Origin of the sequence: Streptomyces pseudovenezuelae (assembly GCF_001513955.1) — a bacterium.
GTDB classification, from domain to species: Bacteria; Actinomycetota; Actinomycetes; order Streptomycetales; family Streptomycetaceae; genus Streptomyces; species Streptomyces pseudovenezuelae.
This window is the reverse complement of the sequence record NZ_KQ948148.1, coordinates 876,727-901,292: the sequence shown is the minus strand read 5'-3', so window position 1 is coordinate 901,292 and position 24,566 is coordinate 876,727. Positions and strand designations below refer to the sequence as shown.

Genomic DNA, 24,566 nt, shown 5'->3' with positions numbered 1-24,566 from the left:
GTCGACCAACTCCTGCACCGGCCGTGACAGTTGGGTCTTCCCCATGTGGGTGATGCTCAGTACTGCCGTGCGGGAAGTCCCCACGGACGAGTGGAAGCGTCGTACCGCAGGGCACTGACCAAAAGCCAATATGGCACTCTGACCCGGTGTTCGGGACTGGTTGGGCCGGCGGCGGGGGCATTCCGCGATGAGCGTTGACGGGCGGGACGAACCCCTCGGTGAGGGCGACGGGGAAGCCGGGGGAACTCCGCAGGTGCCGGGTCAGGGGGGCCGCGCGGGCATCCCCCAGGGCGGCATCCCGGCTCAGGGCGGCGAACCCGTCGAGGGCAGCGTCCCGGCACAGCGCGACCGGCGCGAGGACGGCGGCGTCCTGCCGCCGCTCAGGGAGATGCCCCCGCCCGACGCCGACCTGATCGAGCGCATGCGCTCCGGCGACGACACGGCCTACGAGGCGCTCTACCGCCGCCACGCGGGCGCGGTCCGCCGCTACGCCCGCACCTGCTGCCGCGACGCTCACACCGCCGACGACCTCACCGCAGAGGTCTTCGCCCGCATGCTCCAGGCCGTACGCGGCGGCCACGGCCCCGAACACGCCGTACGCGCCTATCTGCTCACCAGCGTCCGCCGCGTCGCGGCCGGCTGGACGCAGTCGGCGAAGCGGGAGCAGCTCGTCGACGACTTCGCGGTGTTCGCCGCCCAGGCCGCGCGCACCTCCGAGGTGTCCGAGGACACTGCCTCCCTCGGCTCCTTCGGAGCGGGCCTGGACGTCGGCGCGGACGTGCGCGCGATGCACGACGCCGAGCAGTCCATGGCCATGCAGGCCTTCCGGTCGCTGCCGGAGCGCTGGCAGGCCGTGCTGTGGCACACCGAGGTCGAGGACGAGTCACCGAGCGAGGTCGCCACCCTCTTCGGGCTCGACGCCAACGGCACCCGCGTGCTGGCCAGCCGCGCCCGCGAGGGCCTCAAGCAGGCCTACCTCCAGGCCCACGTCAGCACGGCCCTGGCCACCGACGAGGAGTGCGCCCGCTACGCCGACCGGCTCGGCGCCTACGCCCGCGGCAGCCTGCGCACCCGTGCCGAACGGGGTCTGCGCAAGCACCTGGAGGAGTGCGCAAAGTGCCGGCTGGCCGCGGGCCAGATCAAGGAAGTCGCCGGCGGTATCCCCGCCGTCGTACCGCTCGCGGTCATCGGCTGGTTCGGGGCGGCGGGGTACGCCAAGGCCGTCGGACTCATCGCGGGCGGCGCCGGGGCGGGAGCGGCGGGTGCCGCGGGCGCGGCCGCCGCGGCGAGCGGGAGCTCCTCGGGCGGGGCGGGCGGCGCCGCGGCCTCGGAGGGGCTCGGCGCACCGGTGAAGGCGGGCATCGCGGCCGGGGTGGTCGCCGTGGCCGCCGCCGCGGTGGCGCTCGCGCTGATCGGAGACGACAGTCCGGCCAGAAAACCGGACGCCAAGCCCCCCGCGTCCGCACCCGTGGTCGACCCGGCCGACCCCGCCGACCCGACGCCCTCCCCGAAGACGCCCGATCCCGCGCCTCCGTGGATCCCCGTCGCGGCCGCCAAATCCCCGACACCGACCGCCACGCCCACCCCACGTCCCACCCCCACCCCGACTCCTACGCCGACCCCCACCCCGAAACCGACGCCACCCCCGAAGCCCGAGCCCACGCCCACCCCCACGCCCGAACCGACACCGCCGCCTCCTCCCCCTCCCCCGCCGGCCGTGTACCAGTGGAGCGAGCTGGCCTACGACATCTCCGGCGACGGCAGCGGGCCCGAGATGCGGATCGGCGAGAGCAGCTGGGTGTGGCAGCGCTACGGCGTCTCGGTCGCCGACCGGAAGTACGCGCACGGCGTGACCGTGCACGGCCGCTCCTCCGTCACGATCGACCTCAACCGCACCTGCTCCGCCTACGACGCGATGGTCGGCGTGGACGACATGACGCTGGGCCTCGGCAAGGTCTACTTCTCCGTCTACGCCGACGGGGTCCGGCTGTGGCGGTCCGGGCTCGTGGAGGGCGGCGACCCGGCCGTGCCCGTCCATGTGAACCTCGCCGGCCACAGGACCGTACGGCTGGTGGTCGAGCCGCACAGCCCCTTCGACGATCTGATGCTCGCGGACTGGGCGGAGTCGAAGTTCAGGTGTTCATGACGCGCGGGTTCGCGCCACCTCGTCGAGTTCGGCGAGGGCCTCGGCCGGGGTGAGGGCCGTGCCCCGGGTGTGTTCCGCCGCGTAGCGCACGGGGCCCAGGCCGGTGCGTGCCTCGGCCTCGGCGCGCTCCGCCTCCACGCGCTCGGGGTGAGAGCGCGGGTCGCCGCCGCGCCACCGCTCGGCGGCGGCGAGCAGCCGGACCGCGCGCGGGAGGTCGCCGAGGTCGCAGAGCAGGGCGGCCGCGCACTCCACGAGCGTGGCCACGACCATGTCGGAACACCGCTTCTCGATCGCCTCCCGGACGGTGTCCGCCAGCGGCGGCAAACCGTGCGCCGGGCCCGACTCGGCGGCCGTCACCATCGCGGCGATCGAGTTCAGCATCACCGTGAACTGGGGTGGTGGAGGCGCCTGGCCGATCTGCTCGCGCACGACGTCGACCAACTCGCGCGCGCGGGCGGTGTCCTTGTCCTCCAGGGCGATGTGGGCCCGCATCAGCCTGACGAACGCCCGGGTCTCCGGGACGCCGTACCGGTCGCCGGCGGCGCTCGCCTCGTCCAGGGTGGTCAGCGCGGTCGCGCGGTCACCTGTGCGGTAGGCGACCTCGGCGAGCCGGGCGATGAGGAACGGCGTCTCGGCGTACGCCCCCACCTCGTAGGCGAGGCGCAGTGACTCCTCGTACTCCTCCCTGGCCTGCGCGGGGCGGCCGCGGGCCATGGCCGCCTCGCCCGCCGCGCTGCTGACCTGGGCGCGGAGCCAGCGGTCGCCCGCACGGCGGCTGAGGACGCGGAGTTCCTCCAGATCCTCGTCGACGCCGGTCATGCCGCCCGGGGAGTCGACCACCATGTGGGTGCGGAACATCAGGGCGACGGCCACGGCCCACTCGTCGCCGTGGGCCCGGCAGTGGGCGACGGAGGTGTCCATCAGGGGGCGGATGTCCACCGGGTCCTTCAGCATGAGCCCGATCATGGGCCAGACGATGCCGGGGAAACGCGCGGCGTCGGGACCGCCCTGCTCGAAGTGGTTCCGGACGAGGGCCACATAGCGGCGCAGGCGGGGGTCCGGGTCGCCGTCCATGGGCTCGGTCTCGGCCATGAGGAAGAGATGGAGCATGCGCAGGTTCATGCGCCGGCGGTGTGCCGGGTGGTCCGCCGCGGTGTGGGCGGCCGCGAGGAAGGCGTCGACCGGGTCCAGTTCCTCCTCGTCGGACGGTGTGCGCGACCGCTCCGTCATGGCCGCCCTGTCCAGGGCCACCCCGAGTCGCAGAACCCTGCCCACCCAGCTCATGCCCTCGCGGCGGTAGTTGCGCAGCCACCAGAACCAGCCCACGCCGAGGACCAGGGCGGCGGCCTGCGTCTCGTCGGCCGCCAGGAGTGTGCGGTCGAAGGCCGCGCGGATGTTGTCCAGCTCGGTCTCCAGGCGGGAGATCCACGGCAGCTGCCCGGCCGAACGCAGCTGTGGTTCGGCCTCCTCGACGAGCGCGCGCACCCACGCGCGGTGCCGGAGCTCGGCGGCGGCGCACAGCTCGGGACATTCCGCGGCCCGCTCGACGGCGTATTCGTGGATGGTCTCCAGCATGCGGTAGCGCATGCGGTCGGAGCCGTCCCGCTCCCACGGGGTGGCCACGATCAGGGACTTGTCCACGAGCGCGCCGAGACATTCCGCGGCCGGCCCGGTGCACACCGCCTCCGCCGCCTCCAGCTCCCAGCCGCCCGCGAACACCGACACCTCCCGCAGCAGGGTCCGCTCCCGCTCGTCGAGCAGCTCCCAGGACCAGTCGACGACGGCCCGCAGGGTCTGCTGGCGGGGCAGGACGGTACGGCTTCCGGAGGTCAGGAGGCGGAAGCGGTCGTCGAGGCGGTCGGCGATCTGCCGAGGGGTGAGCAGGCGCAGACGGGCCGCGGCGAGCTCGATGGCGAGCGGCAGCCCGTCGAGACGGCGGCAGATCTCGCCGACGGCCTCCTTGTCGGCGAGTACGGCGTCCGCGTCGGGGCGGATGCCGGCGGCGCGCTCGGCGAAGAGGCGGTGGGCCTGGTCGGGGAGAAGGGGCTCGACCGGGCGGACGGACTCACCCGGCACCCCCAGGGGTTCACGGCTGGTGGCGAGGACGGTGAGCCCCGGGCAGCGGGTGAGGAGGGTCTCCGCGAGCCGGGCCGCCGCCTCGATGACATGTTCGCAGTTGTCAAGGATCAGGAGCTGGCTGCGCGATGCGCAGTACTCGACGAGCAGGGCGAGCGGGTCGTCCTGCGTGGCCGTCAGCTCGGTGGTCTTGAGCACGGTCTCGCGCAGACCGAGCGCGCTGACCACCGCGTCGGGCACCGCCTCCGGCCGGTCGAGCGGGGCCAGCTCGACGAGCCACGCCTGCGGGAGCCCGGCGGCGGCTTCCTCGGCGAGACGGGTCTTTCCGGATCCGCCCGGTCCGGTGAGGGTGACGAGGCGGGCCCTGTGCAATTCGGAACGGATGGCGTCGAGTTCGGGTTCCCGGCCCACGAAAGAGGTAAGGCGCGGACGGATGTTGCCGGTGCGCTCGGCACGGGGGCGACCGAGGGGAACGGTCAGCAGCTCGCCGTGCAGGTCCCGCAGCTCCGGGCCCGGATCGGTGCCGAGGCCGTCGGCGAGCGCGCGGCGGGCGGTGTCGTAGGCGGCGAGGGCATCGGCGCCCCGGCCGCTGTCCCGCAGGGCGCGGATGAGCAGCGCCTGCAGCGGCTCGTCGTACGGATGCGCCGCCGTCAGCTCCTTCAGTTCCGGTACGACGTCCTGGGCCCGGCCGAGCAGCAGATCCGCCTCGATCCGGGCCCGGGTGGCCTCCACGCGCAGTGCCTCGGGACGGGTCGCGGCGGTGCGGTCGGGGAGGTCGGCGAGGGCGTCACCGCGCCACAGGGCGAGTCCCGCGGAGAGTTCTCTGGCGGCCGTCGTCGCGTCACCGTGGGCCAGAGCCGCTGTTCCCCGCCGTACCGACTGCTCGAAGACATACAGATCCACATCGTCCTCGGCCGCGGCCAGCCGGTAGCCGCCCGGACCGGACACGATCGCGTCCTTGCCGACGGTACGACGGAGACGGCCGACGAGAGCCTGGAGAGCGGCCGGGGCGTCCTGCGGGGGTTCCTCCCCCCAGACCTCGTCGATCAGCGCCTCGGGGCTCGCGGTACGGCCGGGGCGCAGGGCGAGGGCGGCGAGCAGGGTCCGGAGGCGGGGCCCGCCGAGGGGTATGACGGCGCCGCCGTCGTCCGTTGCCTGGGTAACACCCAGAATCCTGTACCGCACCGCTTCATTGTCACCACCTTCCGGGTTCGGTCGAGTTGCGGCTGCGGCCCGGTGGGAGCTGATCGCGCAGTTCCCCGCGCCCCTGAGGAGCACGGACCGTGCCGGGTTCGGTCGTGTTGCGGGTGCGCGTCCGTCGTGGCTGGTCGCGCAGTTCCCCGCGCCCCTAGGGAGCTACGGTCACCGGCGCTGCTACGGACCGTGCCAGGTTCGGTCGTGGTGCGGGTGCGCGTCCGTCGTGGCTGATCGCGCAGTTCCCCGCGCCCCTAGGGGGGTGAGTCAGGCGCGCTACGACGAACCGTTGGCCGGGTGCGGCGCGCAGGGGGCGGGGTGGGGGGTGTCCGCCCGCAGTGGCCGGCGTCCGTTGCAGGGAACAGCTGAAGCAGCAGAAGCGCCGGACCGAGGACGGATACCCGCCACCCCGGCCCCGACCTCACCACCCACCCATCCCTCCAGGGGCGCGGGGAACTGCGCAAAAACGCCCGCCCCCACCGAACCGGCACCCGAACCCGAACCCCCTCAACCGCCGGAGGCCCCCGCTCCCAACGCCCCCCGCTGCGGCCGAATCCCCGCCGGCACCGCACGCGCGCGTGCCGGTGTTCCCGTCCAGCACGTCCCCCGCCGCGCCAGCAACCGCCCGAGCCACAGTTCCAGCGAGACCAGGTCCGCCAGCCCGTCCAACGGCAGCGGCTCGCCCTCCGCCGCCGCGCGGAGCGCCTTGCGGACGACCCGTGCCTCCACCAGCCCCGCCTGCGCGAGCAACGGCGTGCCGAACAGGGACATCAGGGAGTCCGCCGCCACCCGCAACCCCGTACGGGTCGCCGCGGCCGAGGAAGCGTGCGACGGGGCGCCCCAGCCCGGCGGGAGGTCGGAGACGCCGGCGCCCTCCAGAACCGTACGGAGGATCTCCGCGCGGGCCCCCGGCCGTACCCGCAGCGCCTCGGGGAGGGCACGGCAGGCACGCACCACCTGGTTGTCGAGGAACGGCGCGTGCAGCCGCTGGGAGCGGATCTCCACGGCCTGCTCCAGGACGCGCAGATCCGACGCGTGACGCGCGAGCGCCGCACGCGCGCGGAAGTCGCCGGGATGCTGACCGGGACCGACCCCGGAACGGTGCGTGGCCCCCTGGAGGCGAACCGATACTTCAGCCAGCGCCTCCCCGGTCAGCCAGCGCGCCGCGGGCCCCGGTCTGGCCCAGGTGAGCGCGGCGAGAGACGCCCCCACCGCGCCCCCGGGCTCGTCGAAACGCTGGTGCATGAGCCGGTCGGCCAGCATCTCCAGACCGACCCGGTACGGCGTACGGGCCAGTTTCCGCGCGGCGCCGTACACGCGCGCGGGGACGAGCACCGAACCGTCCGCCTTGGTCAGGGCGGCCACCGGCCGGACCAGATGGCGCCGTTTGCGGTCCATGAGGAGGTCCGCGAGGCGCGCCGGATGCGCGTCGAGCACCTGCCGGGCCCCGTACCCCGTGAAGTGGTCCGCGCTGCCCGCGGCGAGCCGCGCCCGATGGCGTGCCGCCGTCACCAGGCAGGGCCCGGGTTCGTCGGTCAGGGGCCCGTCCAGCTCGGCGTACGGCAGCGTTTCCTCGCCGCCGGTCACGACCACGTGGTGCAGCCGGGGATTGGCCGCGAGCGTCCCCGCCCGCTCCAGTTCGGCCTCCCGGCCGCCCACGGCGAGGTCGTTGAAGGTGACCGCGAGGAGCCGCTCACCGGCCCCGGTGCCATGTCCGAGAACCGTGCCCGGCATCCCGGGCAGCCCGGCGGCCAGGAGGGCGAGCGTGCCCGACGCGGGCCCCCCGGACAGGTCGGCGCCGATCCCGGGCACCGGCATCCCGCGTGCGGCACGCCGTTCGGCGGGTCCCATGCCGGGCACCGGGCCGGGATCGATGTCGGGCACATGGCGCGGCGCGGACAGACGCGCGCGTACGGCCTCCACCAGCGCGTCCCGTACCGCGTCGACCGCGCTGTCCGGGTCGGCGGAGGGCGCGGCGACCGCGAGGGAGGCGACGGGTTCGTAACCGGCGATCTCGCGGGCGCCGTTGCGCAGGATCAGCGCGTGCCCCGGCGGAATGCGCCGTACGCCCTCGTAGGGCGTGGAGTCGTGGAGCGCGGCCGGTACGTCGGGAGCGGCGAGCAGCGCGGCAAGGTGCCCGAAGTCGAGGTTGGCCTCGATGAGGTCGGCGAGGGGCAGGGCCGCGGTCGCGTAGGCCGTGCCGCCGGCCCAGGGCGTGTGGAACACCGGCCGGGCGCCCGCCAGATCGCCGCCCACGGTGATCCGGCGGCCCACCTGGACCACCGCCGTGTACGCCCCCGACCAGGCCGTCAGATGCCGAAGTGCCCCTCCGCGCGCGGCGAGCAGTCCGATCCGCAGCTGTTCGTCGGAGGCTCCGCAGGTGCCGAGGACCGCGATCCGGGTCTGCGCGTCGACCGTGATCACGCGCACCTCGTCGGGCCGCCAGTCGCCGACCGCCCACAGCGGATCCGGGTCGCCCCACAGGAGGTGGGAACCCACCGGGTGCACGGTCTCGCCGTCGCTTCCGGTCGCCCCCGCCGCCCCGATCTGGGACACGCCCGCGGCGGTGCTGCTCCATCCCACCAACCACCGCATCGACGCCTCCACAGGCTGTGGACAACCAGTGCACCGTTCGAACCGGTCACCATGCTGCCATGAAGGAAGCATGCCGGAGGGCCGGTGGAGCCTGTCGAGATGAGGGGAACGCGCCCCCGGGAACTCCCGCGTACGCCTGTGAACACCCGCGCGGGGCAAGGAGTGTGCGACGCGAATGCGCCCCCGGTACGCTCCCCAAAAACGCCTAACGCGCCCTCAACTGCCATGGTAGGAGGGCTGATCACCCGCGAGGGAGAGGGTCGGTTTTCGGCCAAATCGGCGTCATGGGGACAGGCTCGCGCACGCTCCGTGCACAGTCCGCGCGCCGCACGACAGGCGCGCAGCCCGGGAGACGCCACTTCGCCCCCCGGGCCCGTCCGCCGCCCGCGGGGATGTAGGCGGCGGTGTCCCCCAGCCCACTGGATCCAGTACAGCGGGCCGACCCACGCATCATCCATGGAAGCGCTCCCCCGGTGGCCGGAGAAGAGCGCACACACGGGCGCACGGCCACACAACAGGAGCACGACGCAACTGCGCGTATCGGACCCGCACTTCAGTACGGACCACAATCCCGCCATCCGGAACAATGCCCCTTAACGCTTGGGATGCGGCGAACTACGCTGGGTTTACGAATGCCGCGTGGTTATGCCAGCGCGGCAGCCGTCTGTGTCGAGGGGTGGCGCATGTCCAGGGAGCAACGCGGGCCGAACGAAAAACTCGGCGCCGTTCTCGCCCTCGCGGGAATCAGCAACGCAGGACTCGCGCGTCGCGTCAACGATCTTGGCGCTCAACGCGGGTTGACTCTTCGCTACGACAAGACGTCGGTGGCGCGCTGGGTGTCGAAGGGGATGGTGCCGCAGGGTGCGGCCCCACACCTCATCGCGGCCGCGATCGGCCAGAAGCTCGGCCGCCCGGTGCCGCTCCACGAGATCGGCCTGGCGGACGCGGATCCCGCGCCGGAGGTGGGCCTCGCCTTCCCCAGGGACGTCGGGCAGGCCGTCAGGTCGGCCACGGAGCTCTACCGCCTGGACCTCGCCGGCCGCCGGTCCGGCGCGGGGGGCATCTGGCAGTCCCTCGCCGGTTCGTTCGCAGTGAGCGCATACGCAACGCCCGCCTCACGGTGGCTGATAACCCCGGCCGACAGCTCGGTCGCGCGCGAGGTGAACCACTCCGACGGTTCCGGCGCACCGCTCAAAGTCGGCCACAGCGATGTGCAGAAGCTGCGGGAGGCCGCCGAGGACGCCAGGCGCTGGGACTCCAAGTACGGAGGCGGCGACTGGCGTTCGTCCATGGTGCCGGAGTGCTTAAGGGTGGAGGCCGCACCGCTGCTGCTCGGCGCGTACTCCGACGAGGTGGGCCGGGCACTGTTCGGCGCCTCCGCCGAACTCACCCGGCTCGCTGGCTGGATGGCCTTCGACACGGGCCAGCAGGAGGCGGCGCAGCGGTACTACATCCAGGCGCTGCGGCTGGCCCGCGCGGCGGCTGACGTCCCCCTCGGGGGTTATGTGCTGGCGTCCATGTCGTTGCAGGCGACCTACCGTGGCTTCGGCGACGAGGGCGTCGACCTCGCGCAGGCCGCGCTGGAGCGCAACCGGGGGCTGGCGACCGCCCGCACCATGAGCTTCTTCCGGCTCGTCGAGGCGCGGGCACACGCGCGTGCGGGTGACGCCGTCGCGGCCGGAGCGGCGCTCAAGGCGGCCGAGGGGTGGCTGGAGCGGTCCCGGGACGGGGACAACGACCCGTCCTGGCTCGGCTTCTACTCGTACGACCGCTTCGCCGCCGACGCGGCCGAGTGCTACCGCGACCTGAAGGCGCCGCGCCAGGTCCGCCGCTTCACGGAGCAGGCCCTGTCGAAGCCGACGGAGGAGTTCGTACGTTCGCACGGGCTGCGGCTCGTCGTCTCCGCGGTCGCCGAGCTCGAATCGGGCAATCTCGACGCGGCGTGCGAGCAGGGCGTGCGGGCGGTGGAGGTCGCGGGGCGCATCTCCTCGGCCCGTACCACCGAGTACGTGAAGGACCTTCTGCACCGGCTGGAGCCCTACGGGGACGAGCCCCGGGTGGTGGAGCTCAGGGAGCGGGCCCGGCCGCTGCTGATGGCTCCGGCTTGAGACCCGGACGGCGGCACCGCTCCCTGCGTTTGAAGTGACTGTCAGTGGTGCAGTGCACTATCGGGGGTGGGAGGTGGTGCAGGTGCTGTCCGGGATCGCTTACGACTGTGACGTGCTCGTGGTCGGTGGGGGCATTGTCGGGTTGTCCACGGCGTACGCGATCACGCGCGGCGCGCCCGGCACTCGGGTCGTCGTGCTGGAGAAGGAGGCCGGGCCCGCCCGGCATCAGACCGGGCGCAACAGCGGGGTGATCCACAGCGGCATCTATTACAAGCCGGGATCGCTGAAGGCGCGGTACGCGGTGCGGGGCGCCGCCGAGATGGTCAAGTTCTGCGCGGAGTACGGCATCGCTCACGCCGTCACCGGCAAGCTGATCGTCGCGACCGAGCGCAGTGAGCTGCCGCGGCTGCACGGCCTGGTCCAGCGCGGCCGGGAGAACGGCATTCCGGTGCGGGAACTGGGCGCCGCCCAGATCGCGGACTACGAGCCCGAGGTGGAGGGGCTCGCCGCCATACACGTCGGGACGACCGGCGTGTGCGACTTCGTGGGGGTCGCGCGGCAGCTGGCCGAGGCGTCGGGTGCGGAGATCCGCTACGGCGCGGAGGTACGCCGGATCGACCGCCGCCCGGAGCTCGGGGTCGCCGTGCAGACCGTCGCCGGGGACGTCGTACGGGCGCGGGTGCTGGTGAACTGCGCCGGGCTGCACTGCGACGAGATCGCCAGGATGACCGGTGACGACCCGGAGATGCGGATCGTGCCGTTCCGCGGGGAGTACTACACGCTGGCGCGGCCCGAGCTGGTGCGGGGGCTGGTGTATCCGGTGCCGGATCCGGCGTTCCCGTTCCTCGGGGTGCATCTCACGCGCGGGATCGACGGCGGGGTGCACATCGGGCCCAACGCGGTGCCGGCGCTGGCCCGGGAGGGGTACGACTGGAGAACCGTACGGCCTCGGGAGCTGGGGACCACGCTGGCCTGGCCGGGGTCCTGGCAGATAGCCCGCCGGCACTGGCGGTACGGCACGGGCGAGCTGCGGCGGTCGGTGTCCCGAAGAGCGTTCACGACGGCGGTACGGAGACTGCTGCCCGCCGTCACCCCGGACGACCTGGTGCCTTCGGCCGCCGGGGTGCGCGCGCAGGCCGTACTCCGGGACGGCACGCTGGTGGACGACTTCCTGATCCGCGAAGGTCCCCGGGCGGTGCACGTACTGAACGCGCCCTCCCCCGCGGCGACAGCTTCCCTGCCGATCGGACGAGAGGTGGCCCGACGGGCCCTGGAGGCCCTCCGCTCGGCATGACCCCTACCGACACCACACCCCGCCGATGACCAGGACGCGGCCGCCAGGGCGCGGCGGGCGCCAGGAAGCCCCCGCACACGCCCCTCGGGCGAGCCGACCCGGATCCGGCACCCCCTGACGCGGTGGACGCCCGGACGCGGCGGGCGCCCGGATGCGGCGGGCGCCCGGACGCGACGGGCGCGACTGCCCCAGAGCCCCGCGCCGGACAACGCCACTGCACGCCCCCCTCGGGCGACACGACCCGGCACCCCCTGGCGCGACGGACGCGACTGCCCCAGAGTGCCGCGCCGGACAACGCCACCGGACGCGCCCCCTCGGGCGAGCCGCCCCGGTCCGGCACCCCCGGACGCGGCGGACGCGGCGGACGCAGGGACGCAGGGACGCAACGGAAACGGCGGAGCCAGGGCGCGGGGAAACGATGGACGCGGCGGACGCCTGCACGCCCGCACCCCTGCCTGCACCCAGCAGACGCGCCCGCGGCGCACGCAGAGCACCGAAGCCGCCGGCCAGGGCGATCGTGCCCCAGACGCGGACGCCCCGACGCGGACGCCGAAACAAACCCCCGGCCGCCCCACCTGCGCCAGGATCGCGACGATCCGGCAAGGAGCCCGAACGCGACGGCCCCGGACAGGGGGCGCCCCAGCCGCATCCGCCCCGCACACGACGGACCGAGCCGCCCGGGCATGGCCCCCCGGCAGCCACCCCACCCACAGCGCCGAAGTCACCGTAAAATCGTTCCCACTGTGTCTGACTTCCTCAACGCTCCCGAAACCCCCCGCTCCCGGCCCGACCGGTCCGACCGGCCCGCCGCCCCCGGTGAGGGCGCTCGGCATGTGCCCGGTGTCCCGGTCCGGCACACCCGGGCCAAAGGGGAGCCGCGGTTTCCCGACGGGCCCAGCGCCGATCCGGCGGGCTCGCACTTCGAGCGGCGGATCCGGAGTTTCCAGCCCCGGCGCAGCCGGGTGACGGCGGGGCAGGCGGACGCGTTGCAGCGTCTGTGGCCCGCGTGGGGCCTCGACATCGACGGGCAGCGCACGATCGACCTCGGTGAGCTGTTCGGGAACGACAACCGCGTCGTGCTGGAGATCGGGTTCGGGATGGGTGAGGCCACCGCGCAGATGGCCGCCGCGGACCCCGGCACCAACATCCTCGCCGTCGACGTGCACACCCCCGGGCAGGGCAACCTGCTCAATCTCGCCGAGCAGCAGAAGCTCACCAACGTCCGGGTCGCCAACGGCGACGCCATCATCCTGCTGCGCGAGATGCTCACCCGGGACTCGCTCGACGGACTGCGCGTGTACTTCCCCGACCCCTGGCCCAAGAAGCGTCATCACAAGCGGCGGCTGATCCAGCCGGAGTTCCTGGACCTGGCCGCGACCCGCCTGAGGCCCGGCGCGCTGGTGCACTGCGCGACCGACTGGGAGCCGTACGCGGAACAGATGCTCGACGTGCTCACCGCGCACCCGGACTTCGAGAACACCCAGACGGGCGGCGGTTTCGCGGCGCGTCCCGACTTCCGGCCGCTGACCCGTTTCGAGGGTCAGGGACTGGAGAAGGGACATGTCGTGAACGACCTGCTGTTCCGCCGCGTACAGCACGGCGTCCGATCCGACCGATCCGACCAGTCCCCCACCGGCGCCTGAGCACTCGCTCCACCTGCGGGCGGCGCCTCTGTCTCGTTAAGGTCGATGCTGTGGCCACCTGTCCTCCGTATCCGACGTACTCCGGTGACCCCACCGGGGGCGGTGAGCTGCGGCATGCGCACTGGTGGCAGCGGAAGTGGGTGCGCTACGGCGCGCTGATCACGCTCCTGACGCTGTCCGGGCTCGTCATCCTCGCCCTGGTCCGCCAACAGACCGGCACCGAGGGGTTCCTGGTCGGGCTGGGGCTCGCCGTCCTGCCCGTACCGCTGCTCATAGCCGCGTTCCGCTGGCTCGACCGGGTCGAACCGGGCCCCTGGCGCAATCTGCTGTTCGCCTTCGCCTGGGGCGCCTGCGCGGCCGCCCTGATAGCGATCATCGCCAACAGCTTCGCGACGAAGTGGATCGCGACGGCGACCGCCGACCCCTCCGGCGCGGACACCCTGGGCGCGACCGTGATAGCGCCGATCGTCGAGGAATCGGCCAAGGCCGCCGCCGTACTGCTCGTCTTCCTGTTCCGCAGACGGGACTTCACCGGGATCGTCGACGGCGTGGTGATAGCGGGGGTCACCGCCACCGGTTTCGCCTTCACCGAGAACATCCTGTACCTCGGCACCGCCTTCGGCACCGACCAGCTCAACGGCGACCGCGGCATCGCCTCCGTCACCGCCGCGACCTTCTTCGTGCGCGTGGTGATGTCACCGTTCGCGCACCCCCTGTTCACCGTCCTCACCGGCATCGGCTTCGGCATCTCCGCGCTGTCGGCGGAACGCCAGCACATACGGCGGGTTCTGCTCCCGCTGTCCGGGCTGCTGCTCGCGATGGGCATGCACGCGATGTGGAACGGCTCGTCGACCTTCGGGGAGTACGGGTTCTTCGCGGTGTACGCGATGTTCATGGTGCCGGCGTTCGCGCTGCTGACCTGGCTGGTCGTCTGGACGCGGCAGCGGGAGCTGAAAACCGTGCGCGAGGAGCTGCCCGCGTACACCGTCGCCGGGTGGCTGACGCCGGTCGAGCCGTATGCGCTGGGCTCGATGCGGGCGCGGCGGATGGCGCGGGACTACGCGCGGCGGCAGTTCGGCGGACGGGCCGCGGCGCGGGCGGTCTCGCAGTACGAGGCGTACGCGACGTCCTTGGCGTTCCTGCGGCGCCGCGGGCGGCTCGGTCGGGCGAACGCGGACTTCGTCGTACGGGAGCGGGAGTTGCTGCACGAGCTGTGGCGGCGACGGGAGGTGGCCCGGCCGGCGCTGGACCACGCGGCACGGATGACGGCACCCCCGGTACCTGTGGCCGCACCGCCCTGGCCGGTGTACGGGGTGTACGGATACCCCCCGCACCCCCCGCACCCCCCGCACCCGGCCCACCCGGCGCACCAGTCCCAGCCGACGCACCCCGCCCACCCGGTGGTCCACCCGGTCCACCCGATGGCGCCGTACCCCGCCTACAACCCGTACCGGACGTAGATCCAGGCGGAGCTCCGCACCGCCGGACGGCCCACGGGCCGGAGAGTCAGGCCGACGCCTCCGTCAGGCGAGCCACTTCCTCCTCCGTCAGTGTCAGCTCCCCGACCCCCAGCAGCGCCGGCAGCTGTTCCACCGTGCGGGCGGAGGCGATCGGGGCCGCGACCGTCGGCTGGGCCGCGAGCCAGGCGAGGGCGACCGTGGCGACCGGGACCGTGTGGGCCTCGGCGATGTCGTCCAGGGCCGCGAGGACCTTCCGGCCGCGTTCGGTCTCCAGGTGCTTTCCGGCGCCCGCGGCCCGCGCACTGGCGACCGTCGCGCCCGGGCGGTACTTGCCGGTGAGGAACCCGGAGGCGAGGGCGTAGTACGGGACGGCGGCCAGGCCCGCGCCGGCGGCCACCGACTCCAGCTCGCCTTCGTAGGTGTCGCGGGAGACCAGGTTGTAGTGGGGCTGGAGGGCGACGTAGCGCGCCAGGCCCTCGCGGTCGGAGAAGGCGAGGGACTCCGAGAGCCGCGCGGCGGAGATGTTGGAGGCGCCGATCGCCCGCACCTTGCCCGCCTTCACCAGCTCGTCCAGCGCGCCGATGATCTCCTCGACCGGCACCTCGGGCTTGTCGAAGTGGGTGTAGTAGAGGTCGATGCGGTCGGTGCGCAGGCGCTGCAGCGAGGCGTCGGCGGCGGCCTTGATGTTGCCGGCGGTCAGGCCCGGATAGTCGGGGTGCTGGCTGACCTTCGTGGCGATGACGACGTCGTCGCGGTTGCCGCGGGCCGCCAGCCAGTTGCCGATGACCGTCTCGGACTCGCCGCCGGAGTTGCCTTCGACCCACGACGAGTACGTGTCGGCCGTGTCGACGAAGTTGCCGCCCGCCGCGGTGTAGGCGTCGAGGACGGCGAAGGAGGTGGCCTCGTCGGCGGTCCAGCCGAAGACGTTGCCACCGAGGGAGAGCGGGAAGACCTCGAGGTCGGAGGAGCCGAGCTTGCGAAGAGAAGTCATGTCGTACGTCAACGCAAGCGTCGGACACCGGTCTTCCGCTGTGGCCGCAAAGTCCTCGTAAACAAGCGGAGGCACCCGCTCCGCAACACCGGCAGAAGCCTCAGGGGGTGAGGCCCTTGCCGCGCAGCCACGCCATCGGGTCGATCCCGTCGGCCGAGCCGCCCGGGTGGACCTCCAGGTGCAGGTGCGCGCCGGTCACGTTGCCGGTGGCGCCCACGCGGCCGATGACGTCACCGGTACCGACCTTCTGGCCGACGCTGACGCTGATCGAGGACTGGTGGCAGAACCACAGCTCGGTGCCGTCGTCGAGGGTGAGGATCGTGCGGTAGCCGTAGGAACCGGCCCAGCCGGCCTCGGTGATGGTGCCGCTGTGGATCGCCTTGATGAGCGTGCCCGTGGGGGCGGCGAAGTCGAGGCCCGTGTGGTAGCCGGAGGACCACAGGGAACCGGCCTGACCGAAGGTGCCGGTGATGGTGTACGACGAGGTCGGCAGCGTGTACTGCTTGGCGAGCTCGGCGAGGCGCTCGGCCTCGGCCTTCTTCGCGGCCGCCTCCTCCGCCTTCTTCTTCGCGGCGGCGGCCTTCTCCTGGGCTTCCTTCTCCGCCTTGGCGGCGGCCGCGTCGGCCTCCTTCTCGGCGGCGGCCGCGACGGCCTGGGCGGCCTTGGTGTCGAGCTGGTCCTGCTGCAGCTCGGCCTGGGCCAGGATGCGCGAGCGCAGCGCCTCGCCGGCGTCCGAGGTGCCCGTGGCGGTGTCGGCGGTGGTGGCGCCGACGCTGCTGAAGGCGCTCGTGTCGTCCGCGGCGGGGCCGGAGTCGTCCGAGATGAGCGAGCTCACGGAGCCCAGGTCGGGCATGGAGATCGAGACCGGCGGCTTGCCGGTGTTGGCGCTGGCCATCCCGCCCGCGCTGACGGCGGCTATGACACCGACGCCCAGAACGGTGGAGCTACGGGCGAATCCTCCGCCACGCTGCTTGGCGACGCGGTGCCGGCCTCGTACGGGGGCGAGGGAGTCCGCGGTCGGGTTCCACTCGCCGAGCGGGGCCTCGTCGTCGGCGCGGTAACCGCCGTACACAAGGGTGTCGCTGGGTGCGTACGGCGCCTCGGGGGCAGGCGGGTTGGACGCCACGTGGGCGCGCTCCTTTCCTTCCTTCTCGCCTACCGGGTTAGCTGACGGGTTCGGAGCAGGAAGGTCTCCTACGCGCGTATACCCGCCGTGCTGCCACGGCGGACTACGAGCGATTCACCCCAAGTGGTGGTTCCCCGGTTCCCTTGCGGAATTCGGCGCGTGAGCACGGAGCCGTCTCTTGTGACGGCTGGGACGACCGCGCTGCGTTATCGAACGTTAATAGACCCGGGGGCCCGATTCCAAGCTGTTCCGCTTGATCATTAACGAAATCCCGTGGGACTTACGGCCCATGAACGGTGAAAAACGGGCGAGTTGACTCCGCCTCGGACGATCCACCGGTGTTGACGGTGCGTCAGTTGTTATGCGGAGGGCGGTCACTCGCTCACCCCGCGTCACGAAGGCCGCGGGGCGGCTTCCGACCGGGGAAAACACTCAGGGGCCGGATTCCAGTGAACTGGAATCCGGCCCCTGAGCCTTGAGTAGCGGGGACAGGATTTGAACCTGCGACCTCTGGGTTATGAGCCCAGCGAGCTACCGAGCTGCTCCACCCCGCGTCGTTGTGTGACCAGCATACGTCATCCGCGAGGTGGTTCGCGCCAGGGTTGTTCTGAGGGCCCGGTCGCCCCCCGAAGGTGTAGCGGGCTACACCGTGCGCCCGGGGCCCGTTCGTCTAGCGTGAGCCGCATGGGCGAGTCGGTGCGGCGTGCGGCGAGGGCGACGGGGCATCTGACCCTGGCCGCGGCGATGTGCTTCGGCATGTACCTCTTCGTCACCGTGCTGCTGATCGCCGCCGTCGGCACGCTCGCCGTGGTGGGCTGCTGGCTGCTGCCCGAGGTCGTGCTGCTGGTACGGCGGATCGCCGGCGCCAAGCGGAACCTGACCACCCGGTGGACGGGCCGGGAGATCCCCGAGGCGTACCCGCCGATGACCGGCACGCTCCGCGAGCGGCTGCGCGTCTCGGTGCGGGACCCCGGCTCCCTCAGGGACTTCCGCTGGATGCTCGCCTACTACCTCTACGGCGCCCTGCTCGCCCTCGCCCTCCCCCTGTGGCCCCTGGCCCTGGTGGTCGACGGCGCGTGGGCCGGGGTGCTGCGCCGCGACCCGGTCGTCCTGCCGCTGATCGTGCGGCTCGCGGACACCGAGGCCCGCTGGTCGACCGCGCTCCTCATGCCCTCCCCCGAGGCCGGGCTGGCCCGGCGGGTGGAGGAGCTGACGGAGACCCGGGCCGACGCCATCGCCGCGCACGAGGCCGAACTGCGCCGCATCGAAAGGGATCTGCACGACGGCGCGCAGGCCAACCTGGTGGCCCTGTCGATGCGGATCGGACTCGCCAAACGGGCCTACGACCATGACCCCGACGCCGCCCGCGGGCTGCTGGACGACGCCCAGGACCAGGCCGAGCAGGCGCTGACCGAGCTGCGGCACGTGGTGCGCGGCATCCACCCGCCGATCCTCACCGACCGGGGCCTGGTCGGCGCGGTACGGGCGCTCGCGGCGAGCAGCGGGCTGACGGTGACGGTGGACGACGGCGGCCTGGCCGCGGGCACCCGGGCGCCCGCGGCGGTGGAGGCGGCGGCCTATTTCGTGGTCGCCGAGTCGCTCACCAATGCGGCCAAGTACAGCGGGACGGACCTGGCCGGGGTCCGGCTGGCCCGGACCCGGCGCGGGCTGACCGTGCGGGTGCGGGACGAGGGCCGGGGCGGCGCCGACGAGTCCGCGGGCACGGGGCTGCTCGGGATGCGGCGCAGGGTCGCCGCGCTCGACGGGACCTTCGACGTGACCAGCCCCGCCGGGGGCCCGACCGTGATCGATGTGGAGCTGCCGTGCGTGTGGTGATCGCCGAGGACAACGCCCTGCTGAGAGAGGGGATCGTCCTCCTGCTGACGTCCTGCGGGCACGAGGTCGTGGCCGTCGTCGGCACCGGCCCCGAGATCCTGCCGGCCCTGCTCGCACACCGGCCGGACGTGGCCGTGCTCGACGTGCGGATGCCGCCCGGGTTCCGCGACGAGGGCCTGCGGGCCGCCCTGGAGGCAAGGGAGCGGATTCCCGGACTCCCGGTGCTGGTGCTCTCGCAGTACGTCGAGGAGTCGTACGCCGCCGAGCTGCTGGGCGGGGGCACCAGCGGGGTCGGCTATCTGCTCAAGGACCGGGTGGGCCGGGTCGACGAGTTCCTCGACGCTCTGGAACGGGTGGCGGCCGGCGGCACCGCGCTCGACCCCGAGGTCGTCGCCGAGCTTCTGACCCGTCGCCGGGGCAGCCCGCTGGACGCCCTCACCCCGCGCGAGCGCGAGGTGCTGAAGCTGATGGCGGAGGGCCACGACAACACGACCATCGCCAAGACCCTCGTCGTCACCGACCGCTCGGTCAGCAAGCACATCGGCAACGTCTTCCTCAAGCTGGGCCTGCCGCCGAGCGACAGCGGGCACCGGCGGGTCCTGGCCGTGCTGGCGTATCTGGCGCACAGGCCCAAGTGACGTTCAGCCGACACCGAGTTCGGTCAACTCGCCCAGCGGCAGCGTGTGCTGGGTCTGCAGGACCTTCGCGCGCAGGTAGCGGACGTTGTGCGCGGTGGTGAACACGCCGGTGGGGACACGGTCGTGGACCTGGATGCCCAGATCCCTCAACTGACCCGCCTTGTCGGGGTTGTTGGAGAGCAGGTCGATCTCGTCGAGCCCCAGGGCGGTCAGCATCTGCGCGGCCGCCGTGTAGTCGCGGGCGTCCTCGGGCAGGCCCAGCGCGGTGTTCGCGGCGTAGGTGTCGAGGCCCTGGTCCTGGAGGGCGTACGCGTCGAGCTTGTTGTAGAGGCCGATGCCGCGGCCCTCCTGGCGGAGGTAGAGCAGGACGCCGCCGCGCTCGGCTATGCGCTCGACCGCCTCGCGCAACTGGGGGCCGCAGTCGCAGCGCGCGGAGCCGAAGACGTCGCCGGTGAGGCACTCGGAGTGCAGCCGCACCAGCGGGACGGAGCCGGGGGCGGGGTCGCCGAGGACGACGGCGAGGTGCTCCTGCCCGTCGGTCAGGCCGTGGAAGGTGACGAGCTCGGCGTCGGTGCGGTAGCCGTCCCCGAAGCGCAGCGGGACGCGGACGCGGGAGCGCTGGGTGGCGGCGGGCAGGTCGGACATGCGGGTACTCCGGTCCGTAGGCACACCTGCTTCAGATTTGAAGCAGTTCTACTGATCGAGACCCTACCTCATGCTTTAAATTTGAATCAACGCTTTTATGGCCCTCGTCACACCACTCGTCACACGGCTCGCCACACGGGAGTCCCTCACGAGCAGGACGGGGACGACCGCCGGCGCCACGGGACCTCCTCGGCAGGCCCGCCCTCCCCCTGGAGCCCCGCGGTGACGCTGGTGAAGATCTCCTCCAGCTGGCCCACCTGCTCCGGGGTGAGCCGGTCGAAGAGCGCGGCGCGGACCGTCTCCACATGCCCCGGCGCCGCCCGCTCCAGCACGGCCACCCCCTCGTCCGTGAGGACCGCGACGCTGCCGCGCTTGTCCCACTGGCAGCTCTCGCGCCGCACCAGCCCGTCCTTCTCCAGCCGGGCGACGGCGTACGTCAGCCGGGGCCGGGTGATCTTCAGCCCCTCGGCGAGCTCGGTCATCCGCAGCCGCCGCTCCGGGGTCTCGGAGAGGTTGGCGAGGATGGAGTAGTACAGGTGGGGCATGCCGGCTTCCTGCTGGAGCTGCCGGTCGATGGTGTCCTCCAGGAGGAGCGAGGCGGCGATGTACGCACGCCAGGCTCGCTGCTCGTCGGGGCTGAGCCAGCGGGTCGTCATGCCCCCAGTGTAGGTTTGCTTCAAACTTGAACCAAGCCCGCCGTTCCTGAAGCCCCCGCACCCGTCTTCGAGAGGGACCGCCCGATGCCCCACCCCTACGTCCTCCTCTCCGCCGCGGTCTCCCTCGACGGCTACCTCGACGACACCGGCCCCGACCGGCTCCTCCTGTCCGGCCCGGCCGACTTCGACCGCGTCGACGAGGTCCGGGCGTCCGTGGACGCGATCCTGATCGGCGCGGGCACGATCCGCGCCGACAACCCCCGCCTGCTGGTGAACTCCGAGGCGCGCCGCGCGGCCCGGGTCGCCGCCGGGAAGCCGCCGTACCCCCTGAAGGTCACGGTCAGCGGCTCGGGCGAGCTGGACCCGGACGCGAACTTCTGGCACACCGGCGGCGAGAAGGTCGTCTACACGACGGACAAGGGCGCGGAGCGGGCCCGTGAGTCGGGTCTGGCCGCCGACGTGGTCCCCCTCGGCCCCGCGCTGGACTGGCGCCGGCTGCTGGAGCACCTGCGTTCGGTGTACGGCGTCGAACGGCTCATGGTCGAGGGCGGCGGCCGGATCCACACCCAGCTCCTCCAGCAGGGTCTGGCGGACGAGGTGCAGCTGGTGCTCGCCCCGCTGTTCGTCGGCGACCCGGACGCCCCGCGGCTCTTCGGCCCGGGTGCCTACCAGAGCGGCCGTCTGCGCCTCCTGGAGACCCGCCGTATCGAGGACGTGGTCCTGATGCGCTACGAACCCACGGCCCCCGGCACGGGCCTGACCGCCACCTCGGCGGACCACCACTGGCTCGCGCTGGCCTGCGAGTTGGCGGCCGAGTGCCCGCCCTCCCGGACGGCGTTCAGCGTGGGCGCGGTGGTGGTGGCCGCCGACGGCACGGAGCTGGCCCGCGGCCACTCCCGGGAGGGCGGCGACCCGGTCGTCCACGCGGAGGAGGCGGCCCTCGCGAAGATCGCCCCGGACGACCCGCGCCTCGCCACCGCCACCGTCTACACCAGCCTGGAACCCTGCACCCACCGCGCCTCCCGCCCCGCCCCGTGCGCCCGGTTGATCCTGGACGCGGGCGTGGAGCGGGTGGTGACCGCGTGGCGGGAGCCGGACACGTTCGTCGCGGGGGCCGACGGCACGGGGACGCTGACGGCGGCGGGAGTGGACGTCGTGGTGCTCGGCGAGTACGAGGAGCGGGCGACGGCCCCCAACCACCATCTGGCCTGACACACCCTCTGCAACTCCCCCTGGAATCCCCTGCGGGCCCACCCCGAAGGCGGTCGGTCCAGGCGTTGGCCGAAACCTCAACTCATCACACCTGAAACACAGTTGTCGCACATCCCCCGCGTTGGCAGACTCGCCTCGCCCACGAGGCCCGTCTCATCTCACCAGGGGGAACATCCATGCAACTCAGCCTGCCCGGACGCGTTCTGACCCGAGCCACCGCCACCCTCGCGCTGGCCCTGGCCATGGCCACCGGCACCACAGGACTGCTCTCCGGCACCGAGGCACACGCCCAGCCGGTCACCGAGGGCTCCTTCAGCTTCAGCGGCGACGAGGGCGACTGGATCAGCGGCGGCCAGTCCTACTCGTACACGGCGTCCCAGGACCGCCTGAACGTCTCCGGCAGCACCGGCAACGGGGTGGTCACCCTATCCGTCGACGGGGCGAACGGCGACTGGTGGACCCTGAACCTCGCGGCGCCGTCCGGCGAGGCGCTGACGGCCGGGACGTACACCGGAGCCACCCGCTACCCGTTCAACGAGGGCACCGAACCGGGGCTGTCGCTCAGCGGCAACGGCCGCGGCTGCAACCAGCTCACCGGCACCTTCACCGTCTCCGCGGTGGAGTTCGGCCCGCAGGGCTATGTGAAGAAGCTCGACGCCGCCTTCGAGCAGCACTGCGAGAGCGGCACCACGGCCGCGCGCGGCGAGGTCCACGTCGACAACCCGGCCCCGCCGGCCGAACTCGGCCTCGGTCTCGACATCGCCCTGGACGGCACCGCGAGCGCCCTCAACGGCAAGGCCACCTTCCACGGCACGGTGAGCTGCGACAAGCCGGTGCGGGTGACCGTGGCGGGCGATGTCACGCAGGTGAAGAGGCGGGACCTGATCCGCGGTTCCTTCTCCACGACGGTGTCCTGCACCCCGGGCGCCCCGGTCGCCTGGACCGGCACGGCCGTGCCCACCGGCTCGGTCCCCTTCCAGAAGGGGGACGTCGAGGTCGAGGGCCGCGCGACGGCGACGGACCCGGACTACGACCGCCCGGTCACGGTCGCCGAGACGGTGGCGGTCCGCCTGACCCGGGTCTGACCCCGCACAGCAAGCAGCGCCTGGGCCGGCCGAAGCCGGCACAGGCGCTGCACAGCAGGCCAGAGGGGGAACCCCCGCCCACCACCGGTAGGCCCTGTGGGACTCGAACCCACAACCAATGGATTAAAAGTCCACTGCTCTGCCAATTGAGCTAAGGGCCCAGGCGATGTTGCCTCCCCGAGCATAGCCGGACGTGGCCGTGTCTCCGATCGGGTATCCGGGACACGGCCGCGTCGGACGGACGGAACGGGCGGGAAGATCAGGGATCGACCGGTTCGGGCGCGTTCGCGCGGGCCGCCTCGCGGGCCTTGGTGCGCTCGTGCTCGGGGTTCAGGAACCAGTGCCGGGCCGAGGCGGCCCACCAGGTCCAGGCGAAGCCGAGGACGACCAGGACGGCGACCGGGGCGTAGTTGAAGGTCTCCCAGGTGACCGGGGAGACCTGCGGGAGCATGAACAGGACCGTGATGACGGCGACCCACGCCACCGAGACCACGCCGATCGCGCGGGACCAGCGGCCCAGGTGCCAGGGCCCCCGGTCGAAGGCGTCGCCCTTGCGCAGCCGCAGCAGGGTCGGGATGACGTAGGCGATGTAGAGGCCGATGACGGCGATGGAGGTCACCGCCGCGTAGGCGGTCACGTTGATCAGGTACGGCAGGCCCAGGACCAGCGCCGCGCCCGCCGCCAGCCACACCGCCGCGACCGGGGTCCGGGTGCGGGGGCTGACCGTGTGCCAGACGTGCGAGAACGGCAGCGCGCCGTCGCGTGAGAAGGCGTAGATCATGCGGCTGTTGGCGGTCACCGAGGCCATGCCGCAGAAGAGCTGGGCGCCGATCACGACCAGGAGGAGGAGCTTGCCGGCGGTGGCGCCGAGCGCGTCGAGGAGGATCTGCGCCGGCGGCGCGCCGGTCGGGGAGTTGAGGGCGCCGTCGTAGGACTGGATCGCGAAGGTGAAGCCCAGGAGCAGCACGAAGCCCGCTATCCACGACGTCCAGATCGACTGGACGATGCCCTTCGGGCCCGCCGTGGACGCGTCGTGCGTCTCCTCGGTCATGTGGGCCGAGGCGTCGTAGCCGGTGAAGGTGTACTGGGCCATCAGGAGGCCGATCAGGACGACGTAGACCCCGCTGCCCCAGCCGGTGTTGTTCACGAACTCGCCGAAGACGAAGGACGCCGACTGGTGCTTGTCGGGGGCGAAGGTCAGGGCGCCGACGATCACCGCCACGCCGATCACGTGCCACCACACGCTCACGCTGTTCAGCAGCGCGACGATGCGCACCCCGAAGGTGTTGAGGAGACCGTGCAGCACGAGGATGCCCGCGAACAGCAGGATCGTCCGGCCCGGGGTCACCTCGAAGTCGAACTGGAGGTTCAGATAGGCCCCGAGGAAGGACGCTGCGCCGAAGTCGATGCCCGCCGTCACCGCCACCTGGCCCAGCACGTTGAACCAGCCCGTGAACCACGCCCAGGCGGCCGCGGTCCGGGGCGGCGCCAGGCGGTGGGCCCAGAAGTACAGGCCCGCGGAGGTCGGGTACGCCGAGCAGATCTCGGCCATCGACAGGCCCACGAACAGCGTCATCAGGCCTACGGCGACCCAGCCCCAGGTGATCACGGCCGGACCGCCCGTGTTCATGCCGAAGAGGTAGAGGGTCAGACACCCCGACAGGACCGAGATGATCGTGAAGGAGACCGCGTAGTTGGAGAACGCCGACATGCGGCGGGCGAGGACCTGCGTGTAGCCGAGCTGGGCAAGCCGTTCTTCGTCGGACAGCCCACTCGCTATGTCGTCATCTGTCATGCCCCCAGCGATTCCCACACCGGGGGCGTGACACACGTCACAACTTGGCCGAGAAGTGCCCCTCTT

At 72.6% G+C, this 24,566-nt stretch carries 16 protein-coding genes, 2 tRNA genes and 1 riboswitch; of the genes, 9 read left to right on the top strand and 9 right to left on the bottom strand.

The window, feature by feature from the left end:
• The first annotated feature begins 187 nt into the window (after positions 1-187).
• Entirely contained in the window at positions 188-2,146 is a 1,959-nt protein-coding gene (locus tag AQI94_RS24395) for a sigma-70 family RNA polymerase sigma factor (protein ID WP_062229923.1), read from the top strand.
• Here AQI94_RS24395 and AQI94_RS24390 read toward each other — a convergent pair.
• Both AQI94_RS24390 and AQI94_RS24385 read right to left on the bottom strand, forming a co-directional pair.
• Positions 2,141-5,407, bottom strand: a complete 3,267-nt coding sequence (locus AQI94_RS24390) for a BTAD domain-containing putative transcriptional regulator (protein WP_031052907.1) — start codon at positions 5,405-5,407, stop codon at positions 2,141-2,143. The genes AQI94_RS24395 and AQI94_RS24390 overlap by 6 nt on opposite strands.
• A gap of 516 nt (positions 5,408-5,923) precedes the next feature.
• Positions 5,924-8,011 (bottom strand): asparagine synthase-related protein, encoded by a 2,088-nt coding sequence (locus AQI94_RS24385; protein WP_031051900.1) that lies wholly within the window; start codon positions 8,009-8,011, stop codon positions 5,924-5,926.
• Between the two features lie 683 nt (positions 8,012-8,694).
• On the opposite strand from AQI94_RS24385, the gene AQI94_RS24380 reads away from it, so the two are divergent.
• The 4 genes from AQI94_RS24380 to AQI94_RS24365 all read left to right on the top strand — a co-directional run bounded on the left by AQI94_RS24380 (position 8,695) and on the right by AQI94_RS24365 (position 14,516).
• The gene (locus AQI94_RS24380; protein ID WP_031051898.1) at positions 8,695-10,119 is read left to right on the top strand and encodes a hypothetical protein; all 1,425 of its coding nucleotides are present in this window, start codon (positions 8,695-8,697) and stop codon (positions 10,117-10,119) included.
• Positions 10,120-10,192: 73 nt separating this feature from the next.
• Positions 10,193-11,413 (top strand): L-2-hydroxyglutarate oxidase, encoded by a 1,221-nt coding sequence (lhgO, locus tag AQI94_RS24375; RefSeq protein ID WP_031051896.1) that lies wholly within the window; start codon positions 10,193-10,195, stop codon positions 11,411-11,413.
• A gap of 743 nt (positions 11,414-12,156) precedes the next feature.
• Positions 12,157-13,056 (top strand): tRNA (guanosine(46)-N7)-methyltransferase TrmB, encoded by a 900-nt coding sequence (gene trmB, locus AQI94_RS24370; protein ID WP_031044105.1) that lies wholly within the window; start codon positions 12,157-12,159, stop codon positions 13,054-13,056.
• A gap of 50 nt (positions 13,057-13,106) precedes the next feature.
• The gene (locus AQI94_RS24365) at positions 13,107-14,516 is read left to right on the top strand and encodes a PrsW family intramembrane metalloprotease (RefSeq protein ID WP_031044108.1); all 1,410 of its coding nucleotides are present in this window, start codon (positions 13,107-13,109) and stop codon (positions 14,514-14,516) included.
• A gap of 46 nt (positions 14,517-14,562) precedes the next feature.
• On the opposite strand, the gene AQI94_RS24360 is transcribed toward AQI94_RS24365, so the two are convergent.
• The 3 genes from AQI94_RS24360 to AQI94_RS24350 form a co-directional block, all read right to left on the bottom strand.
• On the bottom strand, positions 14,563-15,507 hold the full coding sequence (locus tag AQI94_RS24360; protein ID WP_031044111.1) for an aldo/keto reductase: 945 nt from the start codon (positions 15,505-15,507) through the stop codon (positions 14,563-14,565).
• Positions 15,508-15,607: 100 nt separating this feature from the next.
• A complete protein-coding gene (locus AQI94_RS24355; RefSeq protein WP_031044113.1) occupies positions 15,608-16,633 on the bottom strand; it encodes a M23 family metallopeptidase in 1,026 nt (341 codons plus the stop codon).
• A gap of 11 nt (positions 16,634-16,644) precedes the next feature.
• Positions 16,645-16,801, bottom strand: a riboswitch (cyclic di-AMP (ydaO/yuaA leader).
• Positions 16,802-17,113: 312 nt separating this feature from the next.
• Positions 17,114-17,187: transfer RNA gene (locus AQI94_RS24350), tRNA-Met, on the bottom strand.
• A 130-nt stretch (positions 17,188-17,317) separates the two neighbouring features.
• Here AQI94_RS24350 and AQI94_RS24345 point away from each other — a divergent pair.
• Together AQI94_RS24345 and AQI94_RS24340 are read left to right on the top strand one after the other, a co-directional pair.
• Positions 17,318-18,469, top strand: a complete 1,152-nt coding sequence (locus AQI94_RS24345) for a sensor histidine kinase (protein WP_031044116.1) — start codon at positions 17,318-17,320, stop codon at positions 18,467-18,469.
• Positions 18,457-19,107: a response regulator transcription factor gene (locus AQI94_RS24340; protein ID WP_031044118.1), complete on the top strand. Its 651-nt coding sequence runs from the start codon at positions 18,457-18,459 to the stop codon at positions 19,105-19,107. Before AQI94_RS24345 ends, AQI94_RS24340 begins: the two co-directional genes overlap by 13 nt.
• Positions 19,108-19,110: 3 nt before the next feature.
• Here AQI94_RS24340 and AQI94_RS24335 read toward each other — a convergent pair whose 3' ends face one another.
• Positions 19,111-19,752: a GTP cyclohydrolase II gene (locus tag AQI94_RS24335; RefSeq protein WP_031044121.1), complete on the bottom strand. Its 642-nt coding sequence runs from the start codon at positions 19,750-19,752 to the stop codon at positions 19,111-19,113.
• A 146-nt stretch (positions 19,753-19,898) separates the two neighbouring features.
• On the bottom strand, positions 19,899-20,408 hold the full coding sequence (locus AQI94_RS24330) for a MarR family winged helix-turn-helix transcriptional regulator (RefSeq protein WP_031044124.1): 510 nt from the start codon (positions 20,406-20,408) through the stop codon (positions 19,899-19,901).
• An 84-nt stretch (positions 20,409-20,492) separates the two neighbouring features.
• On the opposite strand from AQI94_RS24330, the gene AQI94_RS24325 reads away from it, so the two are divergent.
• Both AQI94_RS24325 and AQI94_RS24320 read left to right on the top strand, forming a co-directional pair.
• Positions 20,493-21,620 carry a dihydrofolate reductase family protein gene (locus AQI94_RS24325; protein WP_031044127.1) on the top strand — a complete coding sequence of 376 codons (1,128 nt, stop codon included), beginning with the start codon at positions 20,493-20,495 and terminating at the stop codon, positions 21,618-21,620.
• A 176-nt stretch (positions 21,621-21,796) separates the two neighbouring features.
• On the top strand, positions 21,797-22,705 hold the full coding sequence (locus AQI94_RS24320) for a hypothetical protein (protein WP_031044131.1): 909 nt from the start codon (positions 21,797-21,799) through the stop codon (positions 22,703-22,705).
• An 88-nt stretch (positions 22,706-22,793) separates the two neighbouring features.
• Here AQI94_RS24320 and AQI94_RS24315 read toward each other — a convergent pair.
• Positions 22,794-22,866 (bottom strand) — tRNA-Lys (locus AQI94_RS24315).
• A gap of 98 nt (positions 22,867-22,964) precedes the next feature.
• Positions 22,965-24,500 carry an amino acid permease gene (locus tag AQI94_RS24310; RefSeq protein ID WP_031044136.1) on the bottom strand — a complete coding sequence of 512 codons (1,536 nt, stop codon included), beginning with the start codon at positions 24,498-24,500 and terminating at the stop codon, positions 22,965-22,967.
• Positions 24,501-24,566 lie beyond the last annotated feature (66 nt).